Source organism: Klebsiella sp. OBRC7, assembly GCF_000293135.1.
Classification (GTDB): Bacteria; Pseudomonadota; Gammaproteobacteria; order Enterobacterales; family Enterobacteriaceae; genus Klebsiella; species Klebsiella michiganensis.
In genome coordinates, this window is record NZ_ALNJ01000123.1 from 1 (window position 1) to 18184 (window position 18184).

An 18184-nucleotide genomic window follows, 5' to 3' on the forward strand; every position below is an offset into this window, starting at 1 on the left:
ATCCGCGCAAGAACAAAACGGCCATCAACATCGAATACATGAAAGCCAGCATCCGTGCCAAGGTGGAGCACCCGTTTCGCATCATCAAGCGGCAGTTCGGCTTCGTGAAAGCCAGATACAGGGGGCTGCTGAAAAACGATAACCAACTGGCGATGTTATTCACCCTGGCCAACCTGTTTCGGGTGGACCAAATGATACGTCAGTGGGAGAGATCTCAGTAAAAACCGGAAATAACGCCAGAAATGGTGGAAAAAATAGCCTAAATAGGCTGATTCGATGTGTTTGCGGGAAAAAAATCGGCCCAGATCCGCGAAATTTTAATCAGCGAGTCAGCTTGGGAAGAAATGACCTGCTTATTCGCACCTTCCTTAGCGCTGACCGTAAGCTTAGTATGGATAACGTTGAATACGGTTCTATTTCGTTCAGTGCCTACAGCCAACTCCGGATGTTAGAAAACCGACTCTTTTTTGTTATCTCGGAAGCTGAACGCGGACTACACCGCAATATATATATTGCCGATAATCTCAAAGACGATAACGACGAGTTTATCATCGATAAACTACTGGGCTCGTCTCACCAACAGGAGCAGGAAGCTGTTGATGTATTCGAAGTAAAACTGCCCAAGTCTCTGTCAGAAGGCCCACTCCCGGTGCTGAAATGTGATGGGGAAATATATCGAATTCACCACTGGTTCGATATCTGTCCACAAGGGTCGGACGGAACCATTTCATTGAGCAATATCGAAGCGCCGGTACATACGGTCACCAGGCACAGTTTTGATAATAAAGAGTTGGCAATGATGTTTATCCTTAAGGAGGACAGTTCCGTAAGGAAACATACGTCCGGTGATAAATTCAAACCGCCAGCAGGAATTAACGAAAGGTGGTATTAGGGGGGCTTAATGTTTAGCCAGTTCTTTGTTTTAACCAGTATTGTTGTGTGGATTATGCCGGTGATGACCATCGCCGGAGCAATTTTCCGTAAGGACCTGTTAAACCGGAAAGAATGGACATTTCTCGTATTCTTTAGCGTTATCGCTGCATCGTACGTGTCTTATTCCAGCTGGCAGGACAGAAACATGGGCCTGGTACCAATAGGGAAAGAATATTTATCTTGCAAGTTAAAATCGCGTAATGAGCCAGACCTCACAAGTTTCAGTTTCAGGACCGTGACACTTGATTGTGGCGGAGAAGAAAAAATGGCTAAAGAGGAATTGTATGATGCAGCCGTAAAAGCCGCCACGAAATACGGTTACGAGTAAATCATCAAGATCCACTTTTCTCCATTTTAACCCCCTGCAATTTAAATTTCGTTCAATCCACCAGCACAGGCCCACGGTCCCCGGTTTGCCGGGTACCGGGACCTGTGCCGTGAGACCACTTTAGCCGGGTCACATCACTTCAAAGGGAAGCTATCGCCGCCTCAGTCACCCGGTCACAAAATTTTTACAGGCATTCAGCCTGCAAAAATTTTGAGCTGCGGCTTCCTTCATCGCCCTTTTTTGTTCTGTTTTCCCCGTCTGCGTTTGTCTCACGGCACAGGTCAAGCCGCACACTATCCTTAACTGCTGGAGAATCCGCAATGAACGCTTTTAACAATCTGTTTAACCGTCACTGTCAAAACACTCTGCTGGGTCATGGTTGGCCTGCCGATCTGGAACTGGACTATTCATTACGTTACTGCCAGGGAGATGGAGTGGCATTTTACGGTGTGCTGCATGACAAAGAAATTTTGACCTTACTGTCTGGTCTGCTGAAAGATAACCACATCTCTGAAAAACTAGCAGAAGAGGTTGCCGAAGTAATAAAAGGCAGTGGCACTACACTCATCCTTGAGCGCAACGGTTATGGCTACCGATATTCGCATGCCAATACAATTCGGACCCTGTTAGAAAATTACCCTGACAACATCGAATATGAAGTCCGCTTTAATGACGTTCTGGAGAGCATAAGGGAAAGTATTGAGCAGATTTGTAACACGCTTGAAAACGACGGTTATAAAATTCATGAAAGCATGACTCCAGCCTATGAAGGCGAGCTTGTTATGTCACGAGCAACAGCCAATTTCGAAATCATTGTCACCGAAAGCGAAGAGGAGTTCTGGGACACGTCTGATACTTGGGATGATGAATATAAAGATTCGTGTATAGCGGATATTCTTAACGGAAAATGTGTACTGAAGAACCTCGAAATCATAGTGAGAGGGAAATCTACAGGAAAAGTTTACGGGCAACATTATGCCGAACTGGTCCACATTTACGAAAATAGTCCGGTGCGGAACTGGTTTGACCGGGAATGGTTAAGGGTAGCGTTTGAAGAAGCGCGTGGAAATATTGAAGATGCACGTAGTGAACTGAAAAACATCAGGTCATAATTTGTATTCAGGGAGGTGCGCCTATATATGATGTCGCACCTTATTTTAAATATTTCCAAACGAAGAACAAAAATACCTGTCACATTCAGAAAGGAAAATCATTATAGCACTATCCAGTAATTCATAAGGAATTATGGCGTAGAGAATATCCGATGTTTACTGGCTTAAATTTCGCTGAAAAAAATACGGCTGTTAAGTAGATACAGGTATCGGAATGCCCAGAACTTCCGTCATTTCGGCCCCGGTAGGGCAGTGGAACAGCGAAAGGTGATTGCCGCGCTTCGCCTTTCCAACCGGTGACAGCGAACGAAGAAATATCTATTCGTCCCCTATGGACGGTTCCGGTTAACGTCCTCAAAATGGTCAATGTCTCTAGGCTTTCAGGGATCCGCTTGGCCCGCTAATCCAACATTTCGCAGATCCTTTCCGGATCAAACAAGATCTAACCTTTCAGCAAGCCAATCCGTCAGTCAATTAGCCCCTCAGAAGCCCGTAAACGCTCTCTGGACACATTTATCAGAAAAAAGGTATCTACCTACGTAAAAATTTTACGATTAATCCTGTGGCGTTTCAGGGGCATTTTGTCCTAGAGGCGATTATTTTCACCGTTAGCTGTTCTAAAATTCTACCACCAGCATTGCCCGGCAGAGATACAACAGCCATTGTCATTTTATTTATCATATTAATAAATAACAGTTTTTAAAACAAAATGACAGCGCTCGTACGTTGTCTTTTTCCGCTTGTTTGCCGTTGTTTATCCCGATCTGGAATCCAGCTTCGGGAGGTGCAGGGGGTGAATACCCGGAAAGGAGCTATTTTGCTGGTTTTGCGAGCAACCTGGAGGGTCAAGACACTTATCACCGTTATCCACAGGGTATAACCAATAATAGATCCCAATATGATCCAAGATCTAACCCAAATAAAACCTAAAGGATCCCCGCTCCTTCATCCCATTGATTATATGAGAAAAATCGTCACTTTTTTACATCGTTCGTACGGGATTTTGACACCGTTCGTACGTGATTTTGTCATTGGTAGGTTGAAATTAGTCATCGTTTGTATGTATTTTTAACATCGTTGATATGATATTAGGTACTCGTTCGTACGTTTGCACAAGGATAGCCTGTGAAGAAAGTAAACCAAGAAATATCTAAAGATATCAGTGGGAAGGGTGATTTTTCTTTTGAAGTGACAGGACAAACAGGCAAAGTTACTCACTTCGCACCTGGGAACACAGGCACTGTCCAACCCGTTGCGCTGCTAAGACTAGGGGTATTTGTCCCGACTCCCTTGGCTACTGGCAAAACACGTTCCATTGATAAAGTCGTGACTATGGACGTGTCAAACGAGCTCCAGCATATGGAGGTCGCTTCCAGTGAAGGGTACAAGGAGATCTCCCTATCTAGCCCCCGGCTGGATATGAACACCGATTTTCGAGTCTGGCTGGGAATTGTCAGGACGATTCACGATTTTAACGATGTCTCAGTTTCGGGAAGAATAAAATTACCATTCTCAACGTTCCTCAAAAACTGTGGATTTGACCCGGCACGATCGAATAAGCACATGAAAGCGCGTATCGACGCCTCGATGGTTAAGCTAAGAATGGTGACCTTTCAGTTCAGAAACGAAGATTCCACGCTTACTACCGGCCTGATAAACTGGGCACGTTATAACATCAAAACAAATGAGATCGAGATAGAAGGTGACCCCCGCATCAAAGAGCTTTACGCGATTGATTATAAGGTTTTTTTGCGGCTTAAGGCACTGGACAGCTTACAACGAAAAGAGTCTGCACAGGCGTTGTATACCTATCTGGCGAGCTTGCCGAAGAACCCGGCTCCAATCAGCATGAAACGATTCCGAGACCGACTGCGGTTAACTTCCCGCGTCTCCGCTCAGAATGAAATTATACGGCGCTCACTTCATGAGCTACATGAGATAGGTTATCTGCAATACCATGAAGAGAAGGTCGGTAGAAACATCAAATTTCATATCCTAAAAAGAAGCCCATCTCTCGGTGCGAAAAAGGAACCTATTCTGGCACCCGCACAAAATGACCCGATCCTGGATGACCCGTTGCTTGAAAAACTGAAAATGATGAAAGCAGCTGGGTTTACCGGCGAAGAGATTGCTGCAGTTCTTGTTTCCATCGATAAGATGAAAAAGATAAACGGCAAGAATAATGATGAAGAGGCTGAAGACGCGGATTTTAGCGAGGAGTGAGACTGCTCAACTAACAGAGGGAGACTTGGATTTCTGAAACTACACGGGAAGCGCTTCCCTACCGTTCAGGGATGCCATGAGACTCGTTCATTTTCTGATTGCCTTCCTTCGGACGCAAAAAAACCTGGGGCATACCCCATCTAACTATCAAAACGTCATCGTTCGTACGTTCAAGGTCTCCGGATGCGTGTATCCGGACCTATTGTCATCGTTCGTACGTTAACGTACTTTGCTCGTCAAAAATACTCCCGACAAAAAGGCAAATGCCAGGAACGTTCTGGAACAAAACAGATTGTATGGATTGATGATTAAATTAATAAAAATCAATTGGATATATTGTCGCGAGCTACATATACACCTTCCCTTCACTCATACTGTCTTCTAAAGACAGTTCCCGCTATCACTAGCGCAACGCTAAAAGTCATCGTTCGTACGTATGAGCGATGACAAAATGGATCAGAATCATTGTTCTACTGAACAGAAAATCTGATAACAGATGTGTGCGGAACTAGTCTCCGGCCTAAACCCTTAACATTCAGCGTTATTTAATTGGTATTGATACTCGTACGGCGGTACTCCCTTACTCAAAAGTAACTTTTCATACTTGCCCGATGCGTTGTCCTGTTTAAAACTCATCAGAGTTTTCCAGACAGCGCGCTTTAGAGATTCAATCTTCCACCACTTAACTGGGACTAAAAGTTACTTTTGGCGATAAGCCCTGTCAGAGCAGCTGATCCCATTTCGTCGTGCATCCGGACGAACATATAAATGAGAGATAGGACTGAGCAAGGCATCGAAGGCCATAAATGAGTCTTCACTTGTACGTCTGGCTTGTCCTGGCCTCAATTGATCACTCAAGGCTTATCACAATCAAAAGTAACTTTTTTAAACTAACCCACCAGATGTAGCACCGGAATGTCGTTGCTCATCACAGGTTGAACAATTTTACAATGTGCTGAAATAATTTTTCGGAACTATGGGACTTTTTGGGAAGGATATAGGAAATAAACTCATTAGATATCAATACTGTATAAATAAACAGTGCGTCGATGATGCAGTAATCGATCTTCAAACTTTCAGTGAGGAAAAGAAATAACTTAAACAGTCCGTTACTGCTAGGAAGTCAGGGAAATGCTTTTAGATGGATGGTTATAATGAGTATTATTTAGATAGTTTAACTTCCGGGCGAGGTAACAAAATGAATAACATGAAACATTTACCACTCAAAGACACCCTTGTTGTGGGTATTCCCGCATTGCTGTTTATGGCGTTGCTTTACTCACTTAAAAGCAACTTTCCAGAGGTAGTCGAGCTTATAGGTACTTTAGTCGTTTTTATCATAACACCAGCCCTGGTTGCTCTGTTGGCAATAATAAGATGGGGAGCTTTCATGTTCTTTGCCGGAGCTCTCGTTACACAGGTGCTTACCGCTTGTCTGGTTTATCTTGTTTCTACCCGGGACATTAGCGAATCACTGGGCCTTGGAGCGTGTGCAATCGTGATTTACGTAATTGGTCTGTCGAAATTTGAAGATATCAACTCATAGGTAAAATAGGCAAATAAGCATAACTCAGCACATTAGTGCTGGCGGGTTTTACTTCCATCAGCACAATTTCATCTCAACATTGTAGCTTCAGTCTCTTCATTCATTTTATTCTAAAATCACTGAATGTTTATGAAACTAAAAGGATTTTTATTTCTAAATATTAACTTTGGGGGTTTACACAACGTTTAAATCTGTATAATTGTTCCTGTTGATTAGGAAGTAAAAGAAGGTGTAGAACGCTTATGGGGGGGAGAGGAAGCTGTCGGAGAACACGTAGCCTGCGTTGCGTACCTTGCTACGAAAAGAACTGGCACCGGGCCAGAGCAGGGCTCGATTATACTGGTTGGGAAGACGTCTCGGTCGAGGAAGCCAAAGGTACCGGCTATGTCTGTCGATGCAGGCAATGTGGACATGAATACATATCTTACTCATCTGCTGCGCGTCGTGTGCATCAATACCTGATGATAAGGAAAACAGGCATACTTGGCATTCAGGGAAAATAAATTTTCTACAAAGGGTAATTCATCTACATAACTAAGAAATTTATTTGTGCTTCAGGATACAATTTTGTTGTATTCAGGTCTTGCACGGATGTTATGAACAAACTATGTGCCGGTCACAAGATTCTATGTCCTTATATAGTTAATAAGGAATTATATCGGAGCAGCGAAGGTATATGATCCCTACTATTGAACCATTTCTGTATGGAAGGAATATTTCTGATATTTCGGAAAAACATTTCGCGCCCTGGTTTTGCCCTAATGATGAATACCCAGTTCTGGTGCTGGCCTCAACGATCACTGTCCCTGATTCACCCTCACAGGACTGGTTTCTCGGGGAAGAACAATGTGGAGGGTACAGTTGTAACCAGTTCCAGGCTGCGGTGTTACCGCTAAAAATACTCCCAGAAAAAATTGTGGTACTGGAGCAGGTTGCAGGCGAAGTATTTTGTCCAAAATCCCTCGACTATTTTAACTTTGATAGCGATGAGGTTCGACAATGTATCCGTCGGGATTACCAGTCATTTGTTATGTCTGCCGGGTTAACGTGCTCGGATGACAATGCGCTTCTTTTGACACAACCGCTATACCCCCTGGATGCGTCTGAATCAAACCTCAGGGCTTTAACCTCAGATCAGATCAATCTCGACAGACTTAATGTCAGTAATGGATTGGTCCTTTTTGTTGTGGGGGTGAACTGCGACTGAGAGCAAAGAAGGGTAGTCACACAATACACGAACTGCACATCAACCAATAAAAGTAACTTTTGAGGTAAAAATGAAGAACATTAAACGCGAAGCATTACTGGTGCCCATCATCGGCCTGCTGATTCTGTCTTATCATATGGGCTATTTCCTCTCGGATTGGGCGTTCTGGCAGGTATACGGGATCCTGGCTGTGGCCTATTTTATATGCCACATTGGACTGAAGAAAAAAGAAGCAAAAGATGCTGACCAAACGGGTGACGCAACCGGACAGTAAACAATTCCAGTGATGGCCTGGACTTTCATAATTCTGGGCCACACGATTTTGCTGATACACGTTAACTCAGAAAAGGAATCTTATGAGCAGCATGACAGTTTCATTTTATAGTCAGAAACACTACCAAAACTCAACTGAAGCTATCAAGTCAAGGGCGACGGTATCAATTGAGATCTGTTGTAATCCCAGCCTGAACAAACTTATGGCTATCTCAGAGGCTATCTGCACGTGCGCAGGCATTGAGCCATCGGTTGGTATCATTGTCGATGATGCTCTCACAGAGGACATTAGTGAGGGTGAGAGTATCTGTGTGGCCTTCTATAACCACAACAAGTACAAAACTGCTGATGCGGCTAGTCAAGCAGATGCTATCAGGCGCGTGAATCTGGATTTTTCCTTAACTCTTAATGATTTGCACATGATTATTGGTGCTGTAAGTCGATGTGCCGCTATTGATAATGTAATCGGTATTGCATTCCCTACGGCGACGGTTATTGATATTGGGCATTCCGGGCAATCTATGGACCTGAAAAGCATGCTGCATTCTTAAAACTCACTCGCAAAAGTTACTTTTGCATGGAGGTGCTTATGCTTTTTCGGAAATTGGTGCTGTTGGGTGGGGGCTGTATCTTACTTCTGGCCTATCACGGAGGCTATTTATTACGTAACTGGCCTTGGTTGTTTTATTACGGGATGATCGCATGGTTGTTTTCATTTAGCTGGCATCTTTTCATTACCCGTAACGCAACTTTTGAACCGGGAACGATAAAGAACGAAGAGAAATCATTACCCATCTTGGGTCAACCCCAGACTCATCGGTATAAACAGAATGATAGTAGTGATTCTTCACTGATTATGCATAGCGCTTATTATTCATCAACAAGCAACAATCATGCGGAAAGCATCATTAACAATGGTGCCGATTGCCGTAATTCGGATACTTCAGATTCAGGATGCGGTGGGGGTTATTAACAGTCAAGGATGAATAATTAATTTTCTCACAAATCAGTAGATAAGGAGGAGATATGGTATACACAGGAATAACCGATCACGCCAGACTCAGACTTATGCAGCGTTCCCGACTTCCCCTGCATGTACTCACTGATATGATCGACAAAAGGGAATATGTCGATTTGGGTTCAAAGCCAGGAATATTAAAAAAACATATACTGATTTATAGTCGCCTGGATGAAGGTTGGTACGTACTAATCAGGGATATAACATCTGGATGTATCGTTACGGTATTACCGGAGAATTATCATGATTCATCATTTATTAAAATCAACGAGTCAGATAAGAAATCTGCATATGATTTAGCATTTAAAGTAAGAGCTTTGCGCCCAGAATTAATTAGTATAAACCTTTGTTATAATGATTTCGATGGTTACCGGCACTCGAAAAATATTTATTCCATACCGATTTCACAGGTGGAAGTGTCGCAAGAGTCATTTTTAAAGTCAAAGTTTATAAAACTGCTTAAAAGAAAGATAAGGGAAAATAATGCACGTGGACTTTTCTTTGATGAACACACCATAGAGCCAGGGTATACGCCGCTGTTCCTGAACGTGAGGTTCAGTCCGGATAAATACAAAATATTATATTTCTGATTACAGGAGCACATCAATGAATGACAGGGCGGTTTTTTTAAATATCCATGGAGAAGATAAGACCCCATTTATTACCGAGGTAGAAATGCTTATTGGGGGAGTTCCACGGCTCATGTATCCAGATGGCACCGAGCAATTCGCGGACGATGAAACCGAGACAGTCCTGATTTATTCACCTCGACTGACCGAACCAGAACTTGAAGCCTTTTGTAAATCGAATATTGAGCATTACCAGGCTTTTCACGAGGCTAATTTAAAGAAACTACTTAGGGGAGACCGCGTAGCGATAACCCAGTTTTGGCTTGAATAAACTAAGCTGCTAGATCTGCAACGTTTTGGAGGGAATCATGTATCTGCATCTTGTTCCAACGCTATACCACATTATTTCAAATAAATGCCAACTTGAATCAGTGACGATCCCGGAATTGGAATTCGAGATTAAAGGTGATGCGCTTTCATGCGGAAGACCGTATCCAAATAAACGGCTTAATGTTGGCATGCTAAAAAACCGGAAAGCCATGGTTGGGTTGCTTCTTGAATATGACAAGCAAATCAGTCAATTTACAACGGAATATAAATGGGCTATTGAAAACATTGGCGTTGTTCAGCACAATATTAAAACGATTGTGCTGGACAGTGAATTTGACCTTATTTCGCAATGCATAGGGTTAAATATTGGCCTGGATGAATGGAAACCAAGACTCCATCCCTCTTATCAAAAAGTCGCACCCGTTAAAATACAACCTATGATGGAATCATACCGAACCGGCGAAGCGGTTAATAAATTGCAGCATGATGTATGGGCGAATAATGCTCTACTGTTCAGGACAGAGACATTGCTTTTGCATACTTTGGAATCAGAAAGACTCTCTAAGTATAGTTTTTTCATCGACAGGCTTCCTCAATTAGATTCTAAGATTTGCATCTGAATTAATTCAAAAAGCTCCGATTTTATTGAGGGGCTTTCCACCCCAAAGATACACCAATTTTAATTATACCCAATAAATCCACAACTATACCTCGAAATACAATCAGAAAAAAATTCACGATTTCAAATTGTTTCGCAGAGTCTGTTAAAGCAACTTTAAGTAACACCATAATCACTGAGTGGTTTTAGTTTTATTCTGCTCTCCAGTTTTTATATTTATCGTAAACACTACGGCATCATAATCTCATGATTTTAGAATCTGAACGCTCACACTCCAAAAAGTAACTTTTCTATTAAAATTTTAAAAATAGGGGGTTGATGAGGTGATAAAAAAAGGTATCCTGGTTTCATCGAACAACACTTTGAATACTAGCCTTATCTACCCGGGAGTTTTATATGTCCGTAGAAAATACACTGACTGCTGAGCTAAACACATCAGAGAACACAGGGGAAATTATTCCTTCTGTTGCTATTGATTTAATTATTGCTCAACGCACAGCTGGGATTGCGGCGTTTATGGAAGGTTTAGAGAAACTCAGAGAAGCGGAACAGCTGTTTGCCGCTGCGGCTGAAAAGGACTGGTTCTCGGGGCTGGATGAGATCGTTGCGACCGGCAGGCGTTGTCATAAAGAAAATGATATAGAGGCTGTCCGACGCCGGGTGGCTCGTTGCGTTGATAGCAGTATCTGGACACGCTTGATGACCCAGACTGGGATGTTTACGTTGATGAGCAGTGAGCAACATGACAAATGGAATGACCAGCTATACAGCGAAGAATGCCCGGAAGTCACCCTAGACAATGTCATCAGTACGTTTCAGCATCTTCATGCCTCGAAAAATGAAACTTTTGTTACTGGTATTATTGATGTTTTCCGTAATCTGTCCTGGGACTACAAAACAAATAATCCCTGCCGTCTGAGCAAGAAAATTATCCTCGAAGGTGTATTGTCCATAAATGTGTCACGAACCCGATATGCTTCGGTCAGGTCTAATGCTCAGAACTGGATTAACGATCTCGCTCGTGCTTTTTGCCTGCTCGACAAGAAAAACGTGCCAGATTCCCGGGTTGCTGAAGGAAGCCAGTACAGGGATTTTATTAGCCTAAACAGCTATACGTTAGAAGGTGTATTTAGCTGTGAGTGGTTCACTATTAAATCCTTCTGGAAAGGTTCAGCTCATGTGACTTTCACACGCCCTGACCTCGTTGAAAAAATTAATGAGATTATGGCTAGTCGATACCCTGACGCTCTACCATCCAGAGTCTGAAAAATACACCCACTTATTTAAACATACAAGACTAATTGTTAAGGTAACCTGACATGACTATTGAAATTAAAGAAAACTACACCACCGCTGTTATCAGCACCGCGCACATTGCTAAAGAAGATACCGAGTTATTAACGGATGCCAGTTATAATCCACGTACAGATAGTGGACGTAGCTGGATTCACGTAAACGAATATGGTTTTATTATTCGGACCAGCGTTGAAAATCCGGGGTGGAAACAGCTTTTACGAGATGATGGTATCTCATGGCCTACAATTGAAAATATCGAAAAAGTACTTAAAGCAGGGTACGAATGTGTTCATTTTGACCGTGACGCAGAAATCGTAGATGGTCTGCTGGCGTGGGACTGGTAACAACTCATTACTAAGGACTCTCAACCTATCTGGCCGAGGTCTAAATGTTATGGGTAGTATAGAAAAACAAGGAGTCGGAAATGGGCAAAGAACACGGGTGTAATTCAGTTCAGCCGGATTTACCAGCCACCGATAATGGCGGTCGACATGAAGTTATTGTCACCGGCTGTGTTACAAAAATCGGTAGAGGGATTCATTTCTGTAATAATGAGCTTCTCAGTGGTGCTAATCATAATCTCTGGTTCCCGTTGAACTCTGACGACGACTGGTTTTCCGGAATTGAACGTGTGCTGGTAATGAATGGGGTGGCAGAGAATGTCGTTAAACTCAGTCCTCTTAATGACGGGAAAGACTATCACGACTGGAAAGTGATTTATAACTGCCGTGTCGTCTGACTACCTGGAAAGTAACTTTTTATATGTTTTTACCGGTTGCGCCAGGGAGTCATTGAATCTATTAATCTAGCGAAATTTTTTTGCCCCACCTTGCATGTGAATCTTATGTGCAGGGCCGATACCTGTTTTAGTGCAGGATAAATTTTTTCCGGAATGCCATCGTTGCTATCACACATACCGAGGATATTTTTAATGTTTAATCAAACTGAAAAGTCTATTGCCCAGATCGTGGAGTACATTCCCAGGGCCTGCCGTGATATGCAGTTAAAAGAGGCCAAGGCACGGCTTGCTACAAAAATTGCACTTTATATTGTTGACGGCAGTGATGCAGGGGTGCTCAACAATACCTTCGCTCGGGCACTCAACAGTCACACAAAGGAGGCATTCTTTGCAAACGTTGCTGCTCAGGTTGTTTATAATGACCCCTTATTACCATCAGAGTAAAAATAATCACGCTGTTACTATTCTGATTATCATATTCTCGCTGTAGTTCTCCAGTGATTATGGATGGTATGACGTATAAAATATTAATAGGGGTTGATTTAAGACTCGAAATTGCTATCCTGGTGGTAACAATAATAGAATTCACGTAGTGAAAGAGACAGGCAAATGAGCGCTCATATTCGTAACTTTAGTTGGAACCGCGTTAAACTGTCTACACTCACTTACGGCGAGTTAGACCAACTCAAAAAGAAAGTCGAAGAAGAACATGCCTGTAATAATGGGATCTACCTATATGACAAATCTGGGTTGAAAAAACTGGACGCTTTGAGTTGGGCTGTTTATCACAAAATGAAAGCAGAGAAAAAGGCAAAGCAGGGATAGTTAAGTTTACTGTCATAAATATAAATTCTCTTTTTGTTGCGCATAACCTGAAAATGCGCCCAACAGGCCGTTTTAAAAATGTTCTTCGTTTATACTATGACAAAAAGCTTCTTGGTTCTAACGCACAGATTGGTTACGTCAGGAAGCTCTGATTATAAATCGTGCACACAAAGAATTTACCTGCTTTTTGGGCCCAGTATCTTCAGGGTGCATTCTATATAACCAGGCAATAAGGATCCGCTTTATGTTAATAAAATGCATCAAAGACACTGAGGGTTGGTGGACCGAGGGCGAATATTACGAAGCCAGAGTTGTAAGTGGCGGTTTTGCGCTAGTTGGCGATGATGATGAACCAGACGGAGAAGGTTGGAGCGCAACGCCTATAGATAACAAGGACGACGGCTCGATAATTTACGCCTTAGGCGGTATCGATGGCGAAGTTCTATTTGAGGAAAGCGCAGTATGAAATTTGCGAAGTTCTGTGAACTGGTGACAACCATATGGGCAAACAAAATCAACCAGCGCCGCGATCCTGAAGTCACGATCCTAATCCACTCTCCGGGTAGTATCGGAGCAACACCATCAGTAGAAGTCGAGTCCATTCAGGCTGGATTCGACTGGGATGCCGGTCAGGTGTTGATTTACCCGGCACAGCCTTTGACCACGCTGACGCCAGAACAGGTAGCGGACATTACCACAAGCGTGCGCAAAGGCCAGTCCTGGCACGCCTATGAGGCTTACAAGAAGCATAAAGCCGCAATGGAAGCCGCCGCGATTGAGTATGCGAAGGTAGCAGGGCAACGTGATGAATTACTGACAGCCCTGGAAGGACTTTCTGCTGCTTGCGACAACCAATGACCAAATATGAAGTGCTCGATTTAAAAATAATGAACAAAATTGGTGGGCAACCAACGCCATTTTCCAGTGTGTACGTCAGGGATGTAGCTGAGGAATGCAAAAAAATCGCGGCTGAAGAGAACAAGCCGGAACCGTTCAGAATCCTTGACCGCAGACTGCAAGCACTACGTAAGGCAGGGCAAATCCGTAGCACCTCTAAAGGTTGGGTGAGGGCTTAACAAATGACCACTAAATTACCTTTAACAGACGAACGCCTCTCCACCATCAGTGATTACTTTGTTGCGATGGAAGAACATTACAGTGACCCGGCAGACAGAGAGAATTTTGAAATCTTCAGTGATGCTAAAGCCTTTCTGGCAGAGCTACAGCAACGTCGCAAGGCAGCAACAGGTCGCGAACCGGTGGGCATTAAGCTTCCCCCTAAGATGTCGAATGATCGCATAAATGCGCATGAATTAAGCACAGGCGTTGACGTCTGGCACCGATGTATTGATGAAGTGGCAAAACTGAACGGAAAATGTATCCCGTCAGTTCCATCCGGGCTTCACCCGGATACGCAAAAGCTGGTGACCAACTTCTGCACAGCACTGGCTGAAAAACTGTATAAGGCGCAACTCAAGTACGGCCACTCAGATAACTGGTCATACGCAAATTGGGAAATTGAGTGCCAGACAGCTTTCCACGAGCATATCGCTAAAGGTGACCCCCGCGACGTTGCCGCGTACTGCGCATTTATGTGGTATCACGGCTGGAGAACCGAGGTCGAGCGGCGAGAACAGGTCGTGCCAGATGAGGTCGAGCATGTAGCCGCCGTACTAGAGCTTATCGGTGGTTTTGAGGCTGCTGATATCGATAGCGACACAGTAGATTTACGGTTTGAGATCGACGATGTGGACACTGGCTCTGACGTATCCATTACTGAATATGCCGCACGCGGTTCCGCTATTATCCGTATGCTGGCTGGCAATGCTCCGGTAAATCCAGACAGTTGCATTCTAGAGGCGCTGGAGAACATACAAACCGAGAATGAAGTGGCACGAGACCAGTTAGTCATTCTCCAGCTAAAGCTATTAAAGCAGCAGAGAAAGATTGCAGAGCTGGAGTCCCGCACCGTGAAGCTGCCGAAACCTAAAGATTCTGGCCCGGGTTGGAAAATTGATCCGGAATTTATCAGCAAAGTTCAGAACGCGATAGGCTACGACGACAAATGCGAATGTTGGGAGGGCACTCCTTCCATGGAGGTAGTAGAGGCCGTTTTGCTAGCTGCTGCTGGCATCAAGGTGGAGGCTGAGTAGATGGGCATAACTGAGGGATTTTGCGCAGATTTGTATTGCGACTGTGAAGGTTGTCAGTCTGGGGAAATTTATCCGCAAGGGCAGGCTGATTTTATTGGCCGGAATATGACCGACATTTCTCAGCAGGCGCGCGAAGCTGGCTGGCGGATCAGCAAAGACCGGCAACGCTGTTATGCTCCGGGCCATAAAATTTCACGAGGAACCAATCAGTGACCAATAACCAGTTAACAGATCGCCGGATTTCAGAATTGTTGGAAAGTGCCACAGAATACGATTTAACAGCGTTTGCAAAGAATGACGACCTCGCACTGGCGCTGCGAGAGCTACAGGAACGTCGCATGGCCGCAATGGACGGCGAGCCGATAGTGTTCACCGATGAACGAAACCTTCATCACATTGCTATGGGCCGAGAAACCTCTCTGATTTGGGGCAAACAGAACCATGAGGCGGGAGATATCCCGCTCTTTCGCCACGCTAAGCCAGCGCCGGTAGTGCCGGTAGTGCCGGATGCATTGATTAAAGCTGTAGATTTTTATGAACAGGTTAAACGTGAAAATCCGTCAGTAGAAACGGGAGCCTGGAAAGATGCCGTGGAGTGGGTACTGAAGGAAGCCTGCCTGGCTGCTAAAAAGGATGAGTCATGACACAGAAAATCAGATTAACAGACGCGCAAGTCTATACGCTGCGCCGAATGAAAAGCGGCACCAGATACTTTCTACAGGGCGATGGAAGGCGTGGAGATGAGGACAACGGTACGCGCAGAGTCAACTGCCCGTCGCTTCCCGTCCTCTTTAGAAATGGTCTCGTTGATTTTTGCAGTGATTGCGTAAAGCAGAATTACACCTGGTATAGCGTGAAGTTGACGCCTGAAGGAGCAAAAGCCGCAAATGGTTCTCAGACAAGGAAAGAGCGCGGTTTGCCCTGATGAGGGTTGCTTACAGTGCCATGATGCAATTGATCTCGGATACCTGTCAGCATAACAGTCAGAAAAAGTTACTTTCTTTTCTCCCCAGCAGTGATAATCCCCGGCACTATCGGGTGTTTTTAGATATTCTCCATGTTTACTTTTTCATGCTTCGGGGAGAATATTTTAATTCATCGTTAATTATTTCTCAGTGTTTATGAAATCACCATGGTTTATTTTTTGTGGAGCGACCATTGGATGCCGTCAGAAAAAGTTTCTTTCCTGGTGATATGCAATTAAACGAACTACAGTTACGCCAGATATCCGCATGCCCTGGGAACATTGAGTTACAGGATTGGTTGAAAATACTTGTTGCTGATAATGCAGTGCTCGTTCGTTCTTTAACGGTCATCGCTAATTCAGATGAGCATCATGGTAAGACGATGGTCTGTGATTTTGATTCGTTGATTTCTGTAGCTACTGCTGGTCTGAAAGAGCATGAGCAACTCCTTAAAGGGAACACTTCACCTGATTGCGAACAACAAGAAACAAACATCCCTATGTTCTACGTGGATGGAGAGGCGGCAATACGTCTTCTCAAGGGGCATACTCGTTATGCAGCCATGACGACTGAGCCAAAGTCTGGTAAGACGTTGCCGCTTTACATAAACGCTCAATCTGCGTCAGTCGCACCGGCAGAAACAGAGCGAAAAGGTAAAAGGCTCCGCGTTGCAGAAGGGAGGTATGCTGCTTTTTTCCCTCAAGAGCGGCCACTCGATGGAGCGCAGATCATCGCATGGGATGAGAACGGTAATTTGTTAGGCATTGGTTTTGTACGAGACACACGCGATACGGGAGTTGCTATCATCGTCAACGGAAAAAAATACGACTCAAACCATGTGATTCACTGGTGTAGTTAGCCATTCGAATGTGGCCGGTATGAAAGGAAGATGAGAATTATGACCAGTACCAACAGAGTTCGGGACGCTGAAATCTTTCGGGCCAGAACGGGGGAGTATCCGGTTGACATGTACATCAAGTGGCTGAAGGATGGCGCACTGGATTTCGATGCCGACTATCAACGTGACTATGTCTGGGGGCATGAGGAACAACAGGCTTTTTTACAGGGGCTGATATCCGGCTTTCCTCTGGGGTATGTGGCGCTGGCGAGAGCCCCCGACTGGGCGTCCCGGGATGGTGCATATATTGAGGTTGTTGACGGCAAGCAGCGACTGACAACGTTAAGGCTGTTTATCAACAACAAAATTTCACTGGCGCTCGCAGGGGGGCCGGTTTTCTGGCAGGACCTAACTCGTGGTGAGCAACTCGCCTTTGGTGCCCCCACGTTAACCGCCGTGGTGCTTGATGACGCCACGCCACAAGACCGTCTTGACTATTTTATTGCAGTTAACTTCACCGGCATGCCACAAAGCGAGGAGCATAAACACAGGGTTCTCGCACTCAAAGGAAATATTCAGTAACGATCAGTCAACTTGTCAGTTAACGAGAGCATGATGAGTCAGTTGCTGGTTTGCACCAACCCTTTCAGGATGTATATCGGGAGGTCTGTTAAGTGGATCAGAATCAGGTTTTAGACGCAATCAATAATGACGATGTTACAGCACATGAATTGTTGAGCGAAGCAATGCCAAACGCCGCCTCCCGTTTTTACCGGACGGCAAAAAATCTCTCCAGACTCCTGGATGAAATTCACGAGCATTTCCCGGATGCATCGTATTATGCCGCATCCGGCACGTTATGCTTACTGCTGGGGGAGAGCCATAGCAAGTCTGACGTGGCGCAGCAGGAGCTTTTAGCCCATGCAGCTCCTGGCTTGAGGGTTGAAGGGGGGGACTGGTAGTGGAGAATACTTTCGGTAAAGAGTGACTGGTAAACGTCATTGTGGGGGATATTAGTTGGCCGATTATTTTGTCAGTAGCCGTAAATCCTGAATACCGTTACTATCCGTAAATCGGCAGTCTTTCCTTGAACGTTGAGCCGTATATTAGCATTAATACCTAAAACCCCCTCCGGCTATTCGCCGGAAAATCAGATACTGGGAAAGGGAGGAAGAAAGTGATGCTTATGAATTTTTTCCATGAAGGTGGT

The 18184-nt window shown here is 44.4% G+C and carries 27 protein-coding genes and 1 pseudogene; all 28 read left to right on the forward strand.

Features of this window, described 5'->3' with window-relative positions:
- The coding region (locus tag HMPREF1144_RS23650; RefSeq protein ID WP_042928349.1) for an IS5/IS1182 family transposase at positions 1–221 on the forward strand (221 nt) is incomplete at its 5' end.
- On the forward strand, positions 203–892 hold the full coding sequence (locus HMPREF1144_RS23655; RefSeq protein ID WP_227500454.1) for a hypothetical protein: 690 nt from the start codon (positions 203–205) through the stop codon (positions 890–892). The genes HMPREF1144_RS23650 and HMPREF1144_RS23655, both read left to right, overlap by 19 nt.
- Before the next feature lie 9 nt (positions 893–901).
- Positions 902–1261: a hypothetical protein gene (locus HMPREF1144_RS23660; RefSeq protein ID WP_042928351.1), complete on the forward strand. Its 360-nt coding sequence runs from the start codon at positions 902–904 to the stop codon at positions 1259–1261.
- A 320-nt stretch (positions 1262–1581) separates the two neighbouring features.
- Positions 1582–2373, forward strand: coding sequence for a hypothetical protein (locus HMPREF1144_RS23665; RefSeq protein WP_009654233.1), 792 nt, complete (start codon positions 1582–1584; stop codon positions 2371–2373).
- A 1125-nt stretch (positions 2374–3498) separates the two neighbouring features.
- On the forward strand, positions 3499–4596 hold the full coding sequence (locus HMPREF1144_RS23670) for a RepB family plasmid replication initiator protein (RefSeq protein ID WP_009654211.1): 1098 nt from the start codon (positions 3499–3501) through the stop codon (positions 4594–4596).
- 1141 nt (positions 4597–5737) lie between these two features.
- Positions 5738–6142 carry a hypothetical protein gene (locus tag HMPREF1144_RS23675; protein WP_065954433.1) on the forward strand — a complete coding sequence of 135 codons (405 nt, stop codon included), beginning with the start codon at positions 5738–5740 and terminating at the stop codon, positions 6140–6142.
- A gap of 676 nt (positions 6143–6818) precedes the next feature.
- Positions 6819–7349 (forward strand): hypothetical protein, encoded by a 531-nt coding sequence (locus HMPREF1144_RS23680; protein ID WP_009654212.1) that lies wholly within the window; start codon positions 6819–6821, stop codon positions 7347–7349.
- Between the two features lie 70 nt (positions 7350–7419).
- A complete protein-coding gene (locus tag HMPREF1144_RS23685; RefSeq protein WP_009654220.1) occupies positions 7420–7623 on the forward strand; it encodes a hypothetical protein in 204 nt (67 codons plus the stop codon).
- Between the two features lie 82 nt (positions 7624–7705).
- The gene (locus HMPREF1144_RS23690) at positions 7706–8173 is read left to right on the forward strand and encodes a hypothetical protein (protein WP_042928355.1); all 468 of its coding nucleotides are present in this window, start codon (positions 7706–7708) and stop codon (positions 8171–8173) included.
- A gap of 38 nt (positions 8174–8211) precedes the next feature.
- The gene (locus HMPREF1144_RS33105; RefSeq protein WP_133116578.1) at positions 8212–8595 is read left to right on the forward strand and encodes a hypothetical protein; all 384 of its coding nucleotides are present in this window, start codon (positions 8212–8214) and stop codon (positions 8593–8595) included.
- Between the two features lie 53 nt (positions 8596–8648).
- Entirely contained in the window at positions 8649–9230 is a 582-nt protein-coding gene (locus tag HMPREF1144_RS23695; RefSeq protein WP_042928356.1) for a hypothetical protein, read from the forward strand.
- Positions 9231–9246: 16 nt separating this feature from the next.
- Positions 9247–9540 carry a hypothetical protein gene (locus HMPREF1144_RS23700; RefSeq protein WP_042928358.1) on the forward strand — a complete coding sequence of 98 codons (294 nt, stop codon included), beginning with the start codon at positions 9247–9249 and terminating at the stop codon, positions 9538–9540.
- A 37-nt stretch (positions 9541–9577) separates the two neighbouring features.
- The gene (locus HMPREF1144_RS23705; protein ID WP_009654198.1) at positions 9578–10159 is read left to right on the forward strand and encodes a DUF6012 family protein; all 582 of its coding nucleotides are present in this window, start codon (positions 9578–9580) and stop codon (positions 10157–10159) included.
- Between the two features lie 395 nt (positions 10160–10554).
- Positions 10555–11424 carry a DUF4942 domain-containing protein gene (locus HMPREF1144_RS23710; RefSeq protein ID WP_009654232.1) on the forward strand — a complete coding sequence of 290 codons (870 nt, stop codon included), beginning with the start codon at positions 10555–10557 and terminating at the stop codon, positions 11422–11424.
- A 53-nt stretch (positions 11425–11477) separates the two neighbouring features.
- Positions 11478–11798 (forward strand): hypothetical protein, encoded by a 321-nt coding sequence (locus tag HMPREF1144_RS23715; protein ID WP_009654224.1) that lies wholly within the window; start codon positions 11478–11480, stop codon positions 11796–11798.
- An 80-nt stretch (positions 11799–11878) separates the two neighbouring features.
- On the forward strand, positions 11879–12193 hold the full coding sequence (locus HMPREF1144_RS23720) for a hypothetical protein (RefSeq protein ID WP_042928360.1): 315 nt from the start codon (positions 11879–11881) through the stop codon (positions 12191–12193).
- A 192-nt stretch (positions 12194–12385) separates the two neighbouring features.
- The gene (locus tag HMPREF1144_RS23725; RefSeq protein ID WP_042928361.1) at positions 12386–12637 is read left to right on the forward strand and encodes a hypothetical protein; all 252 of its coding nucleotides are present in this window, start codon (positions 12386–12388) and stop codon (positions 12635–12637) included.
- A gap of 165 nt (positions 12638–12802) precedes the next feature.
- On the forward strand, positions 12803–13018 hold the full coding sequence (locus HMPREF1144_RS23730; protein ID WP_042928363.1) for a hypothetical protein: 216 nt from the start codon (positions 12803–12805) through the stop codon (positions 13016–13018).
- Positions 13019–13262: 244 nt separating this feature from the next.
- Positions 13263–13484 (forward strand): hypothetical protein, encoded by a 222-nt coding sequence (locus HMPREF1144_RS23735; protein ID WP_042928365.1) that lies wholly within the window; start codon positions 13263–13265, stop codon positions 13482–13484.
- Positions 13481–13798, forward strand: a pseudogene (locus HMPREF1144_RS23740) (hypothetical protein); the annotation flags it as partial. The gene HMPREF1144_RS23735 and the pseudogene HMPREF1144_RS23740, both read left to right, overlap by 4 nt.
- Positions 13799–13872: 74 nt before the next feature.
- Complete coding sequence (locus HMPREF1144_RS23745; RefSeq protein ID WP_042928367.1) at positions 13873–14094, forward strand: hypothetical protein; 222 nt, start codon at positions 13873–13875, stop codon at positions 14092–14094.
- Between the two features lie 3 nt (positions 14095–14097).
- Positions 14098–15171, forward strand: coding sequence for a hypothetical protein (locus HMPREF1144_RS23750; protein ID WP_009654209.1), 1074 nt, complete (start codon positions 14098–14100; stop codon positions 15169–15171).
- Positions 15172–15384, forward strand: coding sequence for a hypothetical protein (locus HMPREF1144_RS33775; protein WP_009654219.1), 213 nt, complete (start codon positions 15172–15174; stop codon positions 15382–15384). It abuts the gene before it with no gap.
- Positions 15381–15815, forward strand: coding sequence for a hypothetical protein (locus HMPREF1144_RS23760; RefSeq protein ID WP_370516297.1), 435 nt, complete (start codon positions 15381–15383; stop codon positions 15813–15815). Before HMPREF1144_RS33775 ends, HMPREF1144_RS23760 begins: the two co-directional genes overlap by 4 nt.
- Positions 15812–16096, forward strand: a complete 285-nt coding sequence (locus HMPREF1144_RS23765) for a hypothetical protein (protein ID WP_017900702.1) — start codon at positions 15812–15814, stop codon at positions 16094–16096. Before HMPREF1144_RS23760 ends, HMPREF1144_RS23765 begins: the two co-directional genes overlap by 4 nt.
- A gap of 233 nt (positions 16097–16329) precedes the next feature.
- A complete protein-coding gene (locus HMPREF1144_RS30785; protein WP_052544863.1) occupies positions 16330–16995 on the forward strand; it encodes a hypothetical protein in 666 nt (221 codons plus the stop codon).
- 39 nt (positions 16996–17034) lie between these two features.
- The gene (locus HMPREF1144_RS23775) at positions 17035–17556 is read left to right on the forward strand and encodes a DUF262 domain-containing protein (RefSeq protein WP_017900700.1); all 522 of its coding nucleotides are present in this window, start codon (positions 17035–17037) and stop codon (positions 17554–17556) included.
- Between the two features lie 92 nt (positions 17557–17648).
- Positions 17649–17936: a hypothetical protein gene (locus HMPREF1144_RS23780; RefSeq protein WP_009654227.1), complete on the forward strand. Its 288-nt coding sequence runs from the start codon at positions 17649–17651 to the stop codon at positions 17934–17936.
- The last annotated feature ends 248 nt before the right edge of the window (positions 17937–18184 follow it).